The 16070-nt window shown below is 65.4% G+C and carries 13 protein-coding genes; 10 read left to right on the top strand and 3 right to left on the bottom strand.

Going from position 1 to position 16070, the window contains the following annotated elements:
- Positions 1–74: 74 nt before the first annotated feature.
- From ABE434_RS16040 to ABE434_RS16030, 3 genes are all read right to left on the bottom strand, one after another.
- On the bottom strand, positions 75–485 hold the full coding sequence (locus tag ABE434_RS16040; protein WP_346479530.1) for a hypothetical protein: 411 nt from the start codon (positions 483–485) through the stop codon (positions 75–77).
- Positions 485–766 carry a hypothetical protein gene (locus ABE434_RS16035; protein ID WP_346479529.1) on the bottom strand — a complete coding sequence of 94 codons (282 nt, stop codon included), beginning with the start codon at positions 764–766 and terminating at the stop codon, positions 485–487. The genes ABE434_RS16040 and ABE434_RS16035 overlap by 1 nt, the downstream gene beginning before the upstream one ends.
- Before the next feature lie 338 nt (positions 767–1104).
- The gene (locus tag ABE434_RS16030; protein WP_346479528.1) at positions 1105–5793 is read right to left on the bottom strand and encodes an RHS repeat-associated core domain-containing protein; all 4689 of its coding nucleotides are present in this window, start codon (positions 5791–5793) and stop codon (positions 1105–1107) included.
- A gap of 410 nt (positions 5794–6203) precedes the next feature.
- On the opposite strand from ABE434_RS16030, the gene ABE434_RS16025 reads away from it, so the two are divergent.
- The 10 genes from ABE434_RS16025 (at position 6204) to ABE434_RS15980 (ending at position 16032) form a co-directional block, all read left to right on the top strand.
- Positions 6204–6740: a GNAT family N-acetyltransferase gene (locus ABE434_RS16025; protein ID WP_346479527.1), complete on the top strand. Its 537-nt coding sequence runs from the start codon at positions 6204–6206 to the stop codon at positions 6738–6740.
- A complete protein-coding gene (locus ABE434_RS16020) occupies positions 6737–7069 on the top strand; it encodes a non-heme iron oxygenase ferredoxin subunit (protein ID WP_176990811.1) in 333 nt (110 codons plus the stop codon). The genes ABE434_RS16025 and ABE434_RS16020 overlap by 4 nt, the downstream gene beginning before the upstream one ends.
- Before the next feature lie 89 nt (positions 7070–7158).
- A complete protein-coding gene (locus ABE434_RS16015; RefSeq protein ID WP_346479526.1) occupies positions 7159–7539 on the top strand; it encodes a hypothetical protein in 381 nt (126 codons plus the stop codon).
- Between the two features lie 146 nt (positions 7540–7685).
- Positions 7686–10007 (top strand): catecholate siderophore receptor Fiu, encoded by a 2322-nt coding sequence (locus ABE434_RS16010; RefSeq protein ID WP_346479525.1) that lies wholly within the window; start codon positions 7686–7688, stop codon positions 10005–10007.
- Between the two features lie 51 nt (positions 10008–10058).
- Positions 10059–10745: a Fe2+-dependent dioxygenase gene (locus ABE434_RS16005; RefSeq protein ID WP_346479524.1), complete on the top strand. Its 687-nt coding sequence runs from the start codon at positions 10059–10061 to the stop codon at positions 10743–10745.
- 159 nt (positions 10746–10904) lie between these two features.
- Positions 10905–11303 carry a hypothetical protein gene (locus ABE434_RS16000; protein WP_346479523.1) on the top strand — a complete coding sequence of 133 codons (399 nt, stop codon included), beginning with the start codon at positions 10905–10907 and terminating at the stop codon, positions 11301–11303.
- Between the two features lie 140 nt (positions 11304–11443).
- Positions 11444–13867, top strand: coding sequence for a TonB-dependent receptor (locus ABE434_RS15995; protein WP_346479522.1), 2424 nt, complete (start codon positions 11444–11446; stop codon positions 13865–13867).
- A 152-nt stretch (positions 13868–14019) separates the two neighbouring features.
- Entirely contained in the window at positions 14020–14658 is a 639-nt protein-coding gene (locus tag ABE434_RS15990; protein WP_346479521.1) for a PepSY-associated TM helix domain-containing protein, read from the top strand.
- 23 nt (positions 14659–14681) lie between these two features.
- On the top strand, positions 14682–15200 hold the full coding sequence (locus ABE434_RS15985; protein WP_102789113.1) for a DUF2271 domain-containing protein: 519 nt from the start codon (positions 14682–14684) through the stop codon (positions 15198–15200).
- Positions 15201–15225: 25 nt separating this feature from the next.
- Positions 15226–16032, top strand: a complete 807-nt coding sequence (locus tag ABE434_RS15980; protein ID WP_346479520.1) for a DUF4198 domain-containing protein — start codon at positions 15226–15228, stop codon at positions 16030–16032.
- Positions 16033–16070: the final 38 nt, after the last annotated feature.

The following is a 16070-nucleotide window of genomic DNA, read 5'->3' as shown; positions in this document are numbered from 1 at the left end:
TGGACCTGGCTGACGATACCTACTGTTCCTGACCGGGCTCCTTGTCCGAACAAAATGGGCTCCCTGTCACCTTATCAGCTGCAATAAAACTGTGTAGACAACTGTAGATGCAGATCGGCGAGTGCTTCCATCATTTCCACCCCCATCGTAAATCCAGCCGTATCAGCATCAGTGAACACACCGACGTACAACTCCGAGCTTCCTCCCGTATCCGAAATCGACTGAAGCAGCTGACGATGCGCGGCTAACCGTGAAAGCACCTCGACTATACCGTCCGTGAAGAAGCCGGCGTTTTTCTCGATCAGCTCAAAGGTGCAAAACGTGAATCCATAGACCCCACCCAACAGCCTTCCTGGCGGATTCTCTCTGGGCTCACCGACATTTGACGAAACTCTCGGCTTCATAGAAAGCAACCGGCATATATCTTGGTACTTCATTATGGGGTGCATGATTCTCAGCGAAATCGTGTAGGAGATATCCGCCATTAACCCCGACCTCCGGGCAAGAAAGCCCCATAATCGCCATGATTTTCGCCCACGCCATCTACTCCGCCGGTCCAAACATCTCCATTGGGGGCAATCCCGCCCCGGGCGTCGCGAACATAGTCGGCCACGCTGCCGTCTGGATAGGTCAGCGCAGCCAGCCGCCCGGACTTGGTATAGGCATAGCGCAGCGTGCTTGCCACGCCATTGACGGTCTGCACCTTGCGGGTGAGCTGGCCGAAACAGTCGTGGCAGTAGGCGGTGCTGCCGTTGGCGTGCAGCACCCGACCCAACCTGCCCTTGGCGAAAGGTCGAAGGCCAAGCCATCGGCATCAGCAGTGAGATCTCCGATTCGACCCGACCCTTCGGATAGATTTTGGCCCATCCCGCACGTAGCCAATTCTGCCCCGAAAACACACTTTTACAACGTAATTTGTCTTATCAGGATAGACATATCCAACGATGGCCATCGGGCCATCAGCCACCCCCAGGAGCTCCCCTCCTTCAGAATTATCATACACATAGACTGTGCCGCTGGGCACGAGTTCCTCCGAGGGCCGCGCGCAGCCCATCACAAGAACCACCACCATCGCCATACCCATTGTCATCATTCTATGCATGTCTATTTCTCGACAGGAACAACAGTTGAACTATCGAACATCCACCACATGAAGTGATTAAGCGACTCCGGAAGCACAAGATTGCTTGGCGGCATCTTGAAGCCATTTTCACGCAAGCAGTTTTGTATTGGTGTTGCGCAGTTGTTCGTTAGCGCACTGTACTTTCCCTGCGCTCTCGCCAGGCACGCACCTACTGCAGCTTCCTTCTCGGCACTCATATTCAGAGTGTGCTTTATTCCGGACCTCAAATCCAACTGCGACGAAACGTAGCCCGCTCCCACCAGATTTCCGCCCGGTCCAAATGAGTAATCAATACCAGCGGCCGTAGATGAAACGTGACCAAAAGACGAGTGCAGCTTCCCATAGCTTGGAATCCCCCCTTCGTACGGAAGGGGCATCCACACCCAGACATCCAGAAGACCCTCGGGATCGACTCGCAGAGTGGGAGTTGCCGATCCGTAGACATATAGACTAATGCCGCCAACAAGACCGATCGGATCACTCTGCGAGTACCGCCCCACCGCCGGGTCGTACTCGCGCTGGTAGTTGTAGAACATCCCACTGGCACCGGTCGCCTGCTGCCCCGGGAAACGCAGCGCAAGCTCGAACGCCACGCCATCGCCATCCGGATCGGCATTCGGCGTCTGATTGCCAAACACCTCGCTTTTGCTGCTCCACTCCCAGATCGCCACATCGCGCACCGGGTCGACCACTACGCGTGGCGTGCCCAGGTGATCCGGCTGGATGTACGCCACTTCCGGCACGCCAGCACTTGGCGAGCTGATCAGCGCAACCGGATAGCTGTCCAGCCAGATGGCCTGTTGCAGCGACTGGCCGGTGGCGCTGTAGTTGCCAATCCACTGCCCCGCTTCGTCATACACGGTGAGCTGGGTCTCGCCTGACGCCGGTACGCGCAACACACGCTCACCGCGATGGTTGTAGGTATAGCTCTCAACAACCGCCCCTGCCTGCTTTACCGCATTCATGCGGTTGGCATCGCTGTAGCTGAACTCCCTGCCGCCAATGCTGATCGTGTTGCCCGCCGCGTCGTGATTGCGCGCCTCGCCATCAACGGCGAGCAGTCGATGGCTGTCCGCCGGATAGGTGTAGCTGGCGGTACCGGCGGCGGTGGTCAGCGCAGTGCGGTTGCCGGTGGCGTCATAGGCATAGGTTTCAATCGGTGTGCCGGTGGGGCCGTCCTGGGTCTGGGTCAAACGACCCAGGCTGTCGTAGGCGTATTTGGCAAGAGTGGCACTGCCGGTACCGTTCTTGAGTTCGGTAATCGCACCGACCGGATCAAAGACGTAGCCCAGCGACAGGCCACCGGCGGCTGGGTCATGCACGGCCTGCGGGCGGTAATCCAGGTCCAGCGGGCGTTGCAGCTGCCGACCGTTGCCGTAGGTCCAGCCGGTGGGCGGGCCGAAGGCGGCGTGGCTGACCTGGCTGATGACCACCTGGCGCCCTTGGCCCGGACGGGTCAGGCCGATCTGGCTGATGCGGCCCTGGGCATCGCGGACATAGTCGGCCACGCTGCCGTCCGGATAGGTCAGCGCAGCCAGCCGCCCGGACTTGGTGTAGGCATAGCGCAGCGTGCTGGCCACGCCATTGACGGTCTGCACCTTGCGGGTGAGCTGGCCGAAGCGGTCGTGGCAGTAGGCGGTGCTGCCGCCCGCATGCAGGACCGTGGCCAGGCGACCCTTCGCAAAGCGCTCCTCTGCGGCGCAGACGGCCGGCGCGGTGTCGTACTGGTAGCCGACATCCAGGTTCGGGTCCGGGTGGCCGATACCGGTCAGCCGGTTGAGGGCGTCGTAATGGTAGGTGGTGGTGACGCCGCGTGCGTCGGTGCGAGTGGCGCGATTGCCGGCGGCATCCGTGGTGAAGCTGGTGCTGCCGCTGTCCGGGCTGGTCTGCGCAGTCAGGTCGCCGAAGCCGTTGTAGGCATAGCGGGTGTGCAGGCCCTTGGGATCGGTGACCTGGGTGACCTGGTCCAGGGCGTTGTAGGTGGAGCGGATCTCGGCGGCGACGCCGTTGACATCCTGCAGGGTACGCGCCAGCCGGTTGAGCGGGTCATGGTTTTGCTGGGTGACGCGCTGCAGCGCGTCGGTGACGGCCTGCGGATTGCCGTTGGCGTCGTAGCTGAAGCCGGTGGCGTGGTTGCCGGCGTCTTTGAGCGTGGTCAACTGGCCAAGCGTGTTGTAGATCCGGGCCAGGGTGCGGCGCAGGGTGCCGCTGCTGTCCAGCGTGTCCTCTTCAAGGCGGTTGCCGGCATTGTCCAGCGTGTAGTGGACGGTGTTGCCGGCGCTATCCGCGATGTCGGTCAGGCGCTGGGCGGCGTCGTAGACATAGGTGACCGCGGCACCATCGGGTTCGGTGACCTGCTGGACCTGGCCGGTGGACCAGTAGCTGATCTGCGTGCTGCGGTCGCTGGCAGCATCGGCGCCACGCACGGTGACCGAGGTCGGCCAGCCGCGCGGATGGTAGGTGTAGTCGGTGACGACGCCGTTGGCATCCTTGATCGACATCGGGCGACCAAGCGCATCGTAGGCAAGGGTCTCTGCCCTGTGGCCGAGCGCGTTGGTCAAGGTGTGCAGGTCGCCTTTGCGGAACTGGCAACTGCCCGCGGCGGGATCGCTGCAGCCTGCGTCGTCAGCGGCGTAGTACGCGTAGGTGACGGTATCCGCGATGTCCGTGCGCGGACCATCCACGGCCTTGAGCAAGCCGAGCACGGGGCAACTGCCGACGGCGGCTACGTCAGCTGCTTCGCAGTACGTCAGTGTGGTGATGCGCACGTCGTTGCTCGCCACGTCGCGCACGGCAATGCTCGTTGGCTGCAGGCGTGCGTTGCGGGTGATGCGGGTTTCGCGGTTGCCCACACGACTGAGGACCGCCCGATTGCTGGCCGCGTCGGCGTGGGTCTGACTGATGCGCTGCTCAGGCAGGCCCAACGCTTCGGTTGTGGTCTGGATGTTGACCGGCTGACCGCTGACCGGATCATTGGCTGCCGCGTAGGCGTACTTGGTCTGCGTGCCGCGACGGTCGGTCACGGTGTCCAGGCGGCGGCGGAAATCCTGCGCCTCGGTGTAATGCGTGCGACTTTCGGCGCCCTGCACATCGGCAATGCCACTGACCTTGCGCGGGAGGCCGCTGCTGCCGGAGGGCGTCAGCGCGAATGTCGACACCTTGCCCAGTGCATCGGTGACGATGGTGCTGCCGGCGGTGGTGTATTCCAGGCGCACGCCATCGATGCCGACATCGCTCTGGGTGCAGTCGCCGGAGTGGCGGCTGCAGGTGACCCGGCCCTTGGCGTCATAGCCGAACCAGCTGTAGCGACGCGCGTCTTCAGCGGTGACACCGGTCAGGTAGTTCGGGAACCGGCTGTCTTCGTAGTGGTAGCTGCGAGTACCGCCGCCGGCATAGGTCACCGACGCGACCTGGCCGTTGGCGGTGTAGCTGTAGCTGGCGAGGAGCTGGCCGGCCACGGACAGTCCGCTGATGAGGTCATCGCCGGCCGCGGACTCGTAGTGGAACAGCAGGCTGCGGCCACTGGAGTGTGTGATCGAGAGCAACCTTCCACGGCCGCCATACACGTAGCTCAACGTGGTTCCGTCTTCAAGGGTGCGCGCGTGCAGCAGACCATTGGTCCCGAAGTCGAGTGCCTCGGTCGCGCGGAACAAGCGCCATGCCTGACCCTGCTTCGCCAAACGGTCGCCGCTACCGTCATCGGCCTCGTAGTCTGTCCCGACCTTCTGGAACGCTATCTGCCCGCCGTCCGCGCCGATCAGACCAACAAACGGTTCGGCGGGTGGCGGGTAAACGGTCGGATCGGTACCGATTGCCAACCGCAGGTTGTGCGAGTGCGTCCAGCCATGCCCGAACGCACCGCCTGCAGTGGTGGTCATGGAATGGTAGTGGCGCGCGAAGCGAATCCAGCCCAGATCGAGATCCGGCTCGGGCTGCGATTTGTCGCCGGTGGTCGGCTCACAAGGGTTGCCGACAGGGCATTGCTGAGTGACCCGGCCTGATGAGTAGCTCATCAACTGCGCGCCGGACTGCTCCATTGCCGGGGCCATCGTGCAGGCGTTTTCCGCCGCGCTCCATTTCATGACGGTCGTGTTTGGGCACTTGACCGTCCTGGTTCTCTGCACGTACTGATTGGACTCGAGCGGGGTGCAGGTTGCGGCTGCACTGTCATAGAGGTTGAACGCGACCCGATAATTCGCGTCCTCACCGGTATTGCTGCCGTCGGCACCCGCGCCCGCCCCACCGCCCGGCATGCCAGTCCAAGGACCGGGCGTGACCTTCGCCGCAGGACATTGAGGGGCGTTGGAGACCGACGATTTGATTGCATTGATCATCGCCTCTTCAGTCAGGTATTCCTGCTGACTGAACTTGTACTTCCACTCCGTGCGGATCAACGGAGCAGGCTTCACGCGATAGGCATAGATCGCCTTGTTCTTCGCGAATGCCTGGCTCTTGACGTACCAGCTGAACGGCCCCGCAGCCTGGTAGGATTCAAACGCTTTCTCAATATCGGCCTGGACCGCCTTCTCCGTGCTGCGCGTCTGACCGAATGACGCCATGCTGGTCCACTTCTTCTCGACCTCTTGCGCGTGCGCGACAAGCGGGAGCGCGGCGCAGACGATCAGCAGCCACGACACGTGGCGGCCACCAGCCATGATCAAACTCAACATCCCTGTACTCCTTCCTTCCTGGATGGAAACCTGAGCGGTGCGTTGGGCATCTTGGGACTTCGCTGATGCGGATACATTTCTGTATTCGACAGCGCAGATACCGGCGACCCGATGTTGCGCAGTTATGAATGACGCTACGCAATGGGTCAAGCGCTTAATCAAAATGTCGGGCGTATTTCAATGATTATTACAAGCGGCGCTGTGAATTTCGATAACTGCGTCTCAGAATGTAGGCATTCTCTGACGTTTCTTTTTTATCGTTCGGTTAGTGGTGCGTGGTGATTGGATACGGGGGGTTGAAATGTCGGAGGCTACCGAGCATGGCTCGGCACTACCGTCATCCATGAGCGGTCGCTGTCGCGGCACACCGCCCCCTCCCCGTGCCCGCCTGCCGCGCCTAGAATGTCGGCATGACCACCCTGACCTACCGCGCCGCCACGCCGGCCGACATCCCCGCCCTGATCACCCTTGTCACCTCCGCCTACCGGGGTGATGCCAGCCGCGCCGGCTGGACCACCGAGGCCGACATCCTCGATGGCGCCCGCATCGACGCGCAGGGCCTGCAGGCCGACCTCGAGCGCCCCCGCAGCACCATCCTGCTCGCCGAGCGCGACGGCCAGCTGCTGGCGTGCGCGCACGTGGCCGATGACCAGGGCAAGGGGTACTTCGGGATGTTCTCGGTGGATCCGGCCCAGCAGGGCGGCGGCATCGGCAAGCAGGTGATGCTGGCGGCCGAGGCCCACGCCGCACGCGAGTGGGGCGTATCGGTCATGCAGATGACGGTGATCGACATCCGCGACGAGCTGATCGCCTTCTATGAGCGCCGGGGCTACCAGCGCACGGGGATCAAGAAGCCCTTCCCCTACGGCGACGAGCGCTTCGGCATTCCCAAGCGCGACGATCTGCGCTTCGAGATCCTGGAAAAGCCGCTGGTGGTGCCCGCGTGAGCGAAACCTGGACCTTCGTCTGCGCCAGCGCCGAGCTGCTGCCCGGCGAAATGAAGAGCACCTTCGATGAAGTGACCGGCACGCCGATCGTGGTGTTCAACCTGGACGGCGAGCTGTACGCGCTGGAAGACCAGTGCACCCACGACGAGTTCGAGCTGTCCTCGGGCACCTTCGATACCGGCGAGGCCAGCATCGAGTGCGTCCTGCACGGGGCCCGCTTCGACATCCGCGACGGCGCCGCGCTGTGCGCCCCGGCCTACTCACCGGTGGCGAAGTTCCCGGTCAAGCGGGAACACGACGCCGTCTGGGCCCGCGACGACCGGGACTGACCCGGGCTGAACGCCGGCCTTTTGAAAACGCGAATTATTCCTATTACGATAGGCATTGCGGCCAGCCGGTCGCGCCTGTCCGGTAACCCGTGTCCGCCCACCGCTCTTTTCTTGGTGCTCTCGCCCTGTGGGCCACGCTCTGCGTGGTGCTGCTGGCGTGCCGCGGGCTGAGCGGAACGCAGGTCGGCGCTGAGCCAGGCAACGCGCCGGCACGGACCTCGCTGGCCTGGGAGCTCTCGCCGACGGCGACCGCCCCGGATACGCCGCTGCCCGAACTCCCGGCGGCAGAGCCCTTGTCGGCCACCGAGTCCGGCCCCGATCCCGAACTCGGCCATGTCGGCCTGCCTCTGCGTCAGCGGCGTACCGCCTGGACGGCACTGGTCCCGTTGTGGCCGTCCGATGCGCTGCGGCGGCAGCGGCTGGAACCTTCGCTGCGGCTCAACCCCGGCCACGCGCCTCCCTACGCCTGATTCCGGCCCCGCGCACCGCGTGGGGCGTGCCGTGCCTGCGCCTGTGCGCAGTGCGAACGGCTTCGCGTGCCCGCTTCTCCATTGCCTGTCGCTGTGCCCCGCGCACACCGCTCCGCCTGTCTTTCCCTTCCCGGATCGTCCACACCATGATCAAGAGCCGCAAGCATTCTTCCTTTCCGCGCACCGTTGCCGGCCGCGCCACTGCCGGCCTGGTCACCGGGCTGAGCCTGGCTGTCCTGCCAGTCATCGCGCACGCACAGTCCAGCGGCAACACGCCGCAGACCCTGGATCAGATCGATGTGCGCGGCGTGCGCGGCTTCAAGGCCGACAAGGTCGCTTCCCCAAAGTTCACCCAGTCGCTGCAGGACACCCCGCAGACGATCCAGGTGATCACCAGCGACCTGTTCAACCAGCAGGGTGCGACCACGCTGACCGATGCGCTGCGCAACAGCCCGGGGGTGGGTACGTTCTACGTGGGTGAGAACGGCAACACCAACACCGGCGACAGCATCTTCATGCGCGGCTTCGACACCTCCAGCAGCATCTTCGTCGATGGCGTGCGCGACCTCGGCTCGATCTCGCGGGATGTGTTCAATACCGAGCAGGTGGAGGTGGCCAAGGGCCCGGCCGGCACCGACAACGGCCGCTCGGCACCCACGGGTGCGATCAACATGGTCAGCAAACAGGCCAACCTGCACAACGCCGTGTCGGGCACGGTCTCGGCCGGTACAGACAGCCAGCAGCGCGGCACCGCCGATTGGAACCAGGCGCTCGGCGCGACCAGTGCGCTGCGCGTGAATGCGATGTGGCAGGACAGCGACCAGCCCGGCCGCGACCACGTCAACAACCGCCGCTGGGGCATCGCACCGTCGTTGGCGTTCGGCCTCGGCACCAGCACCCGTTATTTCCTCAACCTGCTCTACGTGGACCAGGACAACGTGCCCGACGGCGGCGTGCCGACCCTGGGCCTACCGGGCTGGACGCCGCAGCCCAGCCTGGAGCGGCTGGCCGGCCAGCCGGTCGATCCGGAGAATTTCTACGGCACCCGCGCCGACCACGACGATGTCACTGCGAAGATGGCGACGTTCCGCATCGAGCACGACGTCAACGACGCCGTGCGCGTGACCAACACCGCCCGCTGGGGCCGCACCGACCAGGATTACCTGCTGACCGCGTTCATGGGTACCGGCACGCGCGGTGCCAATGGCGCACCGACCGGCAACATCCGCTTCACCAACCCGGCCGATCCAGCCACCTACACCATCGCGCGCAGCCTGCCGACCTTCAAGGACCAGCAGAACACGATCCTGACCGACCAGCTCAACCTGCGCGCGGACATCACCACCGGGGCGATCGTGCACAACCTGAGCGCCGGCCTGGAATTCACCCGCGAGGAGCTCAGGAGCTTCGGCCAGGCCGCCACCGGTGGCACCACCTGGTCGCCGGCCAACCTGTATGCCCCGGACTGGAACGCGACCGGACTGACCTGGGCACACAACGGCGCCGACAGCCACGGCAAGACCACCACCTCCTCGGTCTATCTGTTCGACACTCTCAACTTCGGCGACAGCCTGCTGGTCACCGCGGGCCTGCGCGCCGACCACTACACGACCGAGTACCAGAGTGCGTCGGTGTGCGGCGGCCGTGGTCCGGCCTGCGGCGCCAACCCGGTCGGCACGGTGATCGCCAATCCCTCGCTGGAACATTCGGACACCCTGCTCAACTGGAAGCTCGGCGCGGTCTACAAGGTCGATGACATCGTCAGCCTGTACGCCAACTACGCCCTCTCCCAGCAGCCGCCGGGCGGCAGCAACTTCCAGCTGAGCACCTCCGCCAGCAGCGCCGACAACCCGAGCCTGGATCCGCAGAAGGCCAGGACCATCGAAGTGGGGACCAAGTGGGCCTTCCTCGATGACGCACTCGCCTTCAACGTGGCGCTGTTCAAGACCGAGGTCAGCAACGAGATCAACACGCAGGTCCTGGATGATGCGGGCAACCCGACCCAGACCGGCAAGAAGTCGGTGCAGGGCATCGAGGTCTCCACCGTGGGCCGCATCACCGACAACTGGTCGGTTTCGGCGGGCTACAGCCATCTGGATACCGAGGTGGACGAAGGCGCCAACGTCGCCGCCGACGGCACCCGCAACCTGACCTACACCCCGGGCGACACCTTCACCAGCTGGACCAGCTATGCCTTCCCGTCCGGCCTGACGATCGGCGGCGGCGTGCGCTACGCCGGTCAGATGCATCGCGGCACGGACGGTGCGGTCGGTACCCCGGCCTTCACCAAGTCCTACACGGTCTACGATGCGGTGGCTTCGTATGCGATCAACGAGCATCTGGTGCTGCGCTTGAATGCATACAACCTGTTCGACAAGCAGTACGTGGCTGCGATCAACAAGAGCGGCTACCGTTACACCCCGGGTGCCCCGCGCACCGTCCTGTTCAGTGCGGACTTCCGCTTCTGACCACCGGCCGGCGCAGGGGAGCCCTCCCCTGCGTCGCACAAGGACCCTGTCATGTTGCTGCATGTTCCCGACGTACTGAGCGCCGATGAACTGGCCCACCTCCAGCGCGCGCTGGCCGAGGCGGCATGGGCCGATGGGCGCGAGACCGTCGGCGCGCAGGGCGCGCAGGTCAAGCGCAATGAACAACTGCCCGACGCCTCGCCGCTGAAGGCCGAGCTGGGCCGGATCGTGCTGGGCGCCCTGGACCGGCATCCGCTGTTCTTCGCGGCGGCATTGCCGCTGCGGATTCTGCCGCCCCGCTTCAACCGCTACCAGGGCGGCGGCGAGTACGGCTTCCACGTGGATGGGGCGGTGATGATCACCCCGCTGGACGGACAGCGCAGCCATCTGCGTTCGGACGTATCGTGCACGCTGTTCCTCACCGCGCCGGACGACTATGACGGCGGCGAGCTGGTGATCAGCGATACCTACGGCGAGCACGAGGTGAAGCTCCCCGCCGGCGATCTGGTGCTGTATCCCTCGAGCAGCCTGCATCGCGTCAATCCGGTCACCCGTGGGTCGCGGCTGGCCTCATTCTTCTGGGTGCAGAGCATGGTGCGCGATGACAGCGCGCGGCGCACGCTGCTGGAGATGGACAGTGCGATCGAAACGCTGCGCTCCACCGGTGCCGACAGCGCGGCCGTACTGCAGCTGACCGGCGTGTATCACAATCTCCTGCGACGCTGGAGCGAGATCTGAGCCCGGCTGCCTAGGTTGCCGCAATCGCAAATCATTCCCATTTGCGCTTGGGAACATATCTCACTACAATCTCGGCGCGTTGCGCACCGGACATCCGGTCCGCCGCTACCGGGCCTTCTTTTGCGCCACCCTCACCGCCATCGCAGCTTCGCCACCGCCATGCGCGGGCAACGCCCTGCGCTGCCCGTGGTGCTGGCGTGGCTGGCAGTGCTGGCGATGCTCTTTACCGGCCTGCCGGTGCTGGAACGGGCAGCCCCCGGCAGCACCATCATGGTCCTGCAGATGCCGATGGACGAGCGCCCGGCCGGCGGTGGGGAAACTACCCCGCAGGAAGAAGCCCCGGCCAAGCCGCGCCGGGTCGCCAGCGCGCGCCCTGCCGCGACGCCGCCGCAGCCGCCTTCACTGCCGCCGGTGGTGGAATCCCTGGATTCGCTGATGGCTACCCTGGTGGCACAGCCGCCACGGATCGTCCCCGCCATCGATTCGGCCCCGGCCACGCCGCTGCCTGCCGCACCCGGCCTGCGCGTCCAGCGCGGCCAAGCCCCACCGCAGGGCTGATTCCGACCCCCGGCGGCGCCATCGCGCCCGCCTCCGGTCCTGCGTGTTCCGCCCGCCCCGGGCATCCCTGATACCTGCGCGTGCTGCCGCCCCGCGGCCTGCCACGTCGCGTTCGTTTTCTCCTTTCCGAGGTTGCCCCCATGGCCCAGCGCCATCGTCGTCGCACGTCCCTGTCCCGCTGCACCCTGTCCCTCGCCCTGCTCGGTGCGCTGAGCGCCCCGGCCTTCGCCAACGGCGACGCCGCCGGTCCGACCACGCTGGACAAGGTGGTGGTCACCGCCGCCGGCTTCGAGCAGAAGATCGTCGATGCCCCGGCCAGCATCAGCGTGATCAGCCGCGAAGAACTGAGCAAGCGCCCGTACACCAGCCTGGTGGATGCGCTGCGCGACGTGGAAGGCATCGACGTGGGCATGGAGCCGACCGACAAGAACGGCCGCGCCACCATCTCCATGCGGGGCATGCCGTCGGACTACACCCTGGTGCTGATCGACGGTCGCCGCCAGAGCAACGCCGGCAACCTGTATCCGAACAACTTCGGCGGCGGCCAGTTCTCGTACATGCCGCCGCTGGATGCGATCGAACGCATCGAAGTGGTGCGCGGCCCGATGTCGACCCTGTACGGATCGGATGCGATGGGCGGGGTGATCAACATCATCACCCGTCGCAACCAGACCGAGTGGCATGGCGCGGTCACCCAGGGCTTCACCCTGCAGCAGGACGACCAGTTCGGTGACGCACGCAGCACCGATGTCTACCTGAGCGGCCCGCTGATCAAGGACCGACTGGGCCTGTCGGTGCGCGGCAGCTACTACGACGCCAAAGCCTCCAACCCGGAGTGGGACGACCTCCAGCTGCCCGACGGCACGATGTGGTCGCGCAGCATCGGCTTCGGTGGCGGCGGCAAGGCGGTGGCCAACACCAACTGGAACACCGGCCTGCGCCTGAACTTCATCGTCAACGACGACCACGAGCTGTGGCTGGACTACGACGTGTCGCGCCAGAAGTACGATAACAGCGAAGGCCAGACCGGCACCCTGGACAGCCTCGCCAGCCTGTGGCGCGTCGGCAACGCGACGATCCCCAACCCGAACGGCAGCGGCACCGTCAGCCGCCGCGTGGTGCAGCCGCGCGTGGGCTACACCGCCTACCAGCGCTACGAGCGCGACCAGTTGGCGCTGACCCACCAGGGCCGCTATGAATTCGGCACCTGGCAGACCACGCTGACCCACATCACCAGCAACAACCTCGGCCGCTCGCTGCCGCTGACGCTGGACGAGCGCGCGGATCTGCAGGTCCTGTGGAACGACGTGTGCCGCCGCACCGGCGCCGCCGCCAACTGCGCGGCCGGCGCGCGCAACGGGCTGGGCGCGCTCAACGCCGCCGAGCTGGCGCGCCTGCAGGCCTTCCTGCCGCGCCCGCTGCGCACCATGGAACTGAAGGGCAACGTGCTGGACACGATGCTTGATCTCACATTCGGCGCGCACAAGCTGACCGTCGGCGGCCAGTACAACGACACCGACATGGTCGATGGCGTGTTCGGCATGGACGGCAACGGCTACAAGACCAACGTCAAGCAGCAGCACCGCATGTGGGCGCTGTTCGCCGAGGACAACTGGTCGCTGACCGACACCCTGACCGCCACCGTCGGCGTGCGCTATGACGACCACAACATCTTCGGCAGCCACGTCAGCCCGCGTGCCTACCTGGTATGGAACGCCAACGATGCCTGGACCCTCAAGGGCGGCGTGAGCACCGGCTACAAGACCCCGCGTCCGGACCAGCTGTTCCCGGGCATCGTCGGCTTCGGTGGCCAGGGCGTGACCCCGCTGGTCGGCTCGCCCAACCTGAAGCCGGAAACCAGCACCAACTACGAAATCGCCGCGTACTACGAGGGCGATCGCTGGGGTTTCAACGTCACCGGCTTCCTCAACAAGTTCGATGACAAGATCGCCAGCGGCGGCACCTTCGCCAACTGCGAAGTCGCCCCGGACGATGGCAGCTACTGCGTGGACATCGGCCCGGGCTGGGCCGAGCTGGGCTACAGCACCTTCGGCCAGAGCGTGAACATCGACAAGGCCGAAACCCGCGGCGTGGAAGCGGCTGCCCAGGTCGATCTGCTCGACACCCTCCAGCTGCGCGGCAACTACACCTGGACCAGGAGCGAGCAGACCAGCGGCACCGGCAAGGGCCTGCCCATCACCGGGAACCCGGCCAGGCACATGGCCAATGCCAGCCTGAACTGGCAGATCAGCGAGGCTGTCAGCCTGTCGCTGATCGGCGAAGGCCGCTACGACCGTTACCGCGACACGCTGGTCAGCAACGTCGGCGGCGTGAGCAGCTCGCAGACCCGCTACTACGAGGACTACACGATCTTCCACCTGGGCGGCAGCTGGGACATCAACACCTGGCTGACGGTCAACGCGCGGGTCAACAACCTGTTCGACAAGGACTTCGTCTCGCAGTCCTGCGTGCTGATCAGCGACAGCGAATTCAACTGCGTGGACGACTACGCCACCAAGGACCAGCGTCGCAGCTACTGGATTTCAGTGAACGCCAAGTTCTGAGGCACCCCGTGGTGGCGTCCCGAGTGACGCCGCCGCGGGCCTTGACCTCGGGCAGCGCGCCGGCAACGGTCCGCTGCCTTTTTTTTGCCCAGAAATTGCGAATCATTCTCATCAATGGTGTAATTCGCCCCTCAGCACTTCCTCCTGCGACCGTGGCCACCAGCGCTCCCTCTTCCAGCGTGCAACAACAACGCCGCGGCTTCTGGCTGCGCACGCTGCACCAGTGGCACTGGATCAGCTCCGCGGTGTGCCTGATCGGCATGCTGCTGTTCGCCGCGACCGGCATCACCTTGAACCACGCGTCCAGGATCGAAGCCAAGCCGGAGGTGGTCAGCCGCCAGCTGGCGCTGCCTGCCGACCTGCTCGGCAAGCTCGGCGACCGCGCCGATGGCAACGCACCGATTCCCCGCGTGGCCACCCGCTGGCTGGATGCGCAGCTCGGCATTTCGATCGGGCGGCGCCCGGCCGAGTGGTCCGATGGCGAAATCTACCTGTCCCTGCCCAGCCCGGGAGCCGATGCCTGGTTGAGCATCGACCGCGAATCGGGCGCCGTGGAGTACGAATCCACCGCGCGCGGCTGGGTGTCCTATTTCAACGATCTGCACAAAGGGCGTAACGCCGGGCCAGCCTGGGGCTGGTTCCTGGATATCTTCGCCGTGGCCTGCCTGGTGTTCTGCATCACCGGCCTGTTCCTGCTGCACCTGCATGCCCGCCAGCGCCGCATGACCTGGCCGCTGGTCGGCCTGGGCCTGCTGATCCCGCTGCTGATCGCCCTGATCCTCATCCACTGACCTTCCCTTCCCGGAGCCGCACCATGCGCGTCACCCTGACCATCGCCCTGAGCGGCCTGCTGGCCACCTCGCCGGCCTATGCCACCACCCTGGACATCAATGTCGAGGTGCCCAAGCTCAACGTGGCCGAGTACCACCGCCCGTATGTGGCCGTGTGGCTGGAAGGTGCCGACCAGAAGGTCGCCGCCAACCTGTCGGTCTGGTACCAGCAGACCGGCAACAGCGAAGGCCATGGCACCAAGTGGCTGCCTGACCTGCGCCAGTGGTGGCGCAAGAGCGGCCGCACCCTGGAGGTGCCGGTGGACGGCGTGACCGGTCCGACCCGCCCGGTCGGCAAGCATGCGCTGTCGTTCAACGACAAGCAGCCGGCGCTCAAGGCACTCGCGCCTGGCAACTACACCCTCGTGGTGGAAGCGGTGCGCGAAGTCGGCGGCCGCGAACTGCTCAAGATCCCCTTCACCTGGCCGGTCACGGCCGCGCAGACGGGCAAGGCCCAGGGCGCGACCGAACTCGGTCTGGTCACCCTGTCCGCCAAGCCCTGATACCCCATCCACCTGGAGTTTTTCGATGAAGCGCACGCTCGTCCTCGCCGCCGCCATGGCCGCCGCACTTCCGTTCTCCGCCCTGGCCCACAAGGCCTGGCTGCAGCCCTCGCAGACCGTGATCGCGGGCACCAACCCGTGGATCACCGTCGATGCGGCGGTCTCCAACGACCTGTTCTACTTCAACCACGTGCCGCTGCGCCTGGACAACCTGGTCATCACCGCGCCCGATGGCAGCACCGTGCAGCCGCAGAACGCGGCGACCGGCAAGTTCCGCAGCGTGTTCGATGTCGAGCTGACCCAGCAGGGCACCTACCGCCTGGCCACGATCAACAACGGCCTGTCGGCCAGCTGGGAAGAAGACGGCAAGCCCAAGCGCTGGCGTGGTACCCCGGCCACCTTCGCCACCGAGGTGCCGAAGAACGCGAAGAACCTGCAGGTCTCGCAGTCGGTCGGCCGCGTGGAGACCTTCGTCACCAACGGCACCCCGAACGACACCGCGCTCAAGCCGACCAACCAGGGCATCGAGATGATCGCGCTGGCCCACCCGAACGATCTGGTCGCCGGTGAAGCCGCGCGCTTCCGCGTGCTGGTCGACGGCAAGCCGACCGCCGGCCTGGCGTTCGAGATCACCCGCGGCGGCACCCGGTACCGCAACGCGCAGGACGAGATCAAGGTCAGCACCGATGCCAAGGGCGAGTTCGCCGTCACCTGGCCGGAAGCGGGCATGTACTGGCTGGAAACCGGCACCGAGGACAGCAAGACCTCGATCAAGGAAGCCAAGAAGCGTCGCCTGAGCTACGTGGCCACGCTGGAAGTGCTGCCGGAGTAACCGCCTGCGGCGCGGGCGCTGCACGCGCCCTCCACCTC

This window comes from Stenotrophomonas sp. TWI1183 (genome assembly GCF_039673115.1).
Classification (GTDB): Bacteria; Pseudomonadota; Gammaproteobacteria; order Xanthomonadales; family Xanthomonadaceae; genus Stenotrophomonas; species Stenotrophomonas maltophilia_AA.
Note: the sequence above shows the minus strand (reverse complement) of the source record. Positions and strands in the feature narration are given on the sequence as shown.

Bases quoted from the DNA above. Each gene is read 5' to 3' on its own strand.
- ABE434_RS16010 (WP_346479525.1), top strand. From the start codon at position 7,686: ATGATCAAGAGCCGCAAGCATTCTTCCTTTCCGCGCACCGTTGCCGGC.
- ABE434_RS16040 (WP_346479530.1), bottom strand. From the start codon at position 485: ATGGCGGATATCTCCTACACGATTTCGCTGAGAATCATGCACCCCATA.
- ABE434_RS16025 (WP_346479527.1), top strand. From the start codon at position 6,204: ATGACCACCCTGACCTACCGCGCCGCCACGCCGGCCGACATCCCCGCC.
- ABE434_RS16000 (WP_346479523.1), top strand. From the start codon at position 10,905: ATGCGCGGGCAACGCCCTGCGCTGCCCGTGGTGCTGGCGTGGCTGGCA.
- ABE434_RS15995 (WP_346479522.1), top strand. From the start codon at position 11,444: ATGGCCCAGCGCCATCGTCGTCGCACGTCCCTGTCCCGCTGCACCCTG.
- ABE434_RS15980 (WP_346479520.1), top strand. From the start codon at position 15,226: ATGAAGCGCACGCTCGTCCTCGCCGCCGCCATGGCCGCCGCACTTCCG.
- ABE434_RS16030 (WP_346479528.1), bottom strand. From the start codon at position 5,793: ATGTTGAGTTTGATCATGGCTGGTGGCCGCCACGTGTCGTGGCTGCTG.
- ABE434_RS16005 (WP_346479524.1), top strand. From the start codon at position 10,059: ATGTTGCTGCATGTTCCCGACGTACTGAGCGCCGATGAACTGGCCCAC.
- ABE434_RS15985 (WP_102789113.1), top strand. From the start codon at position 14,682: ATGCGCGTCACCCTGACCATCGCCCTGAGCGGCCTGCTGGCCACCTCG.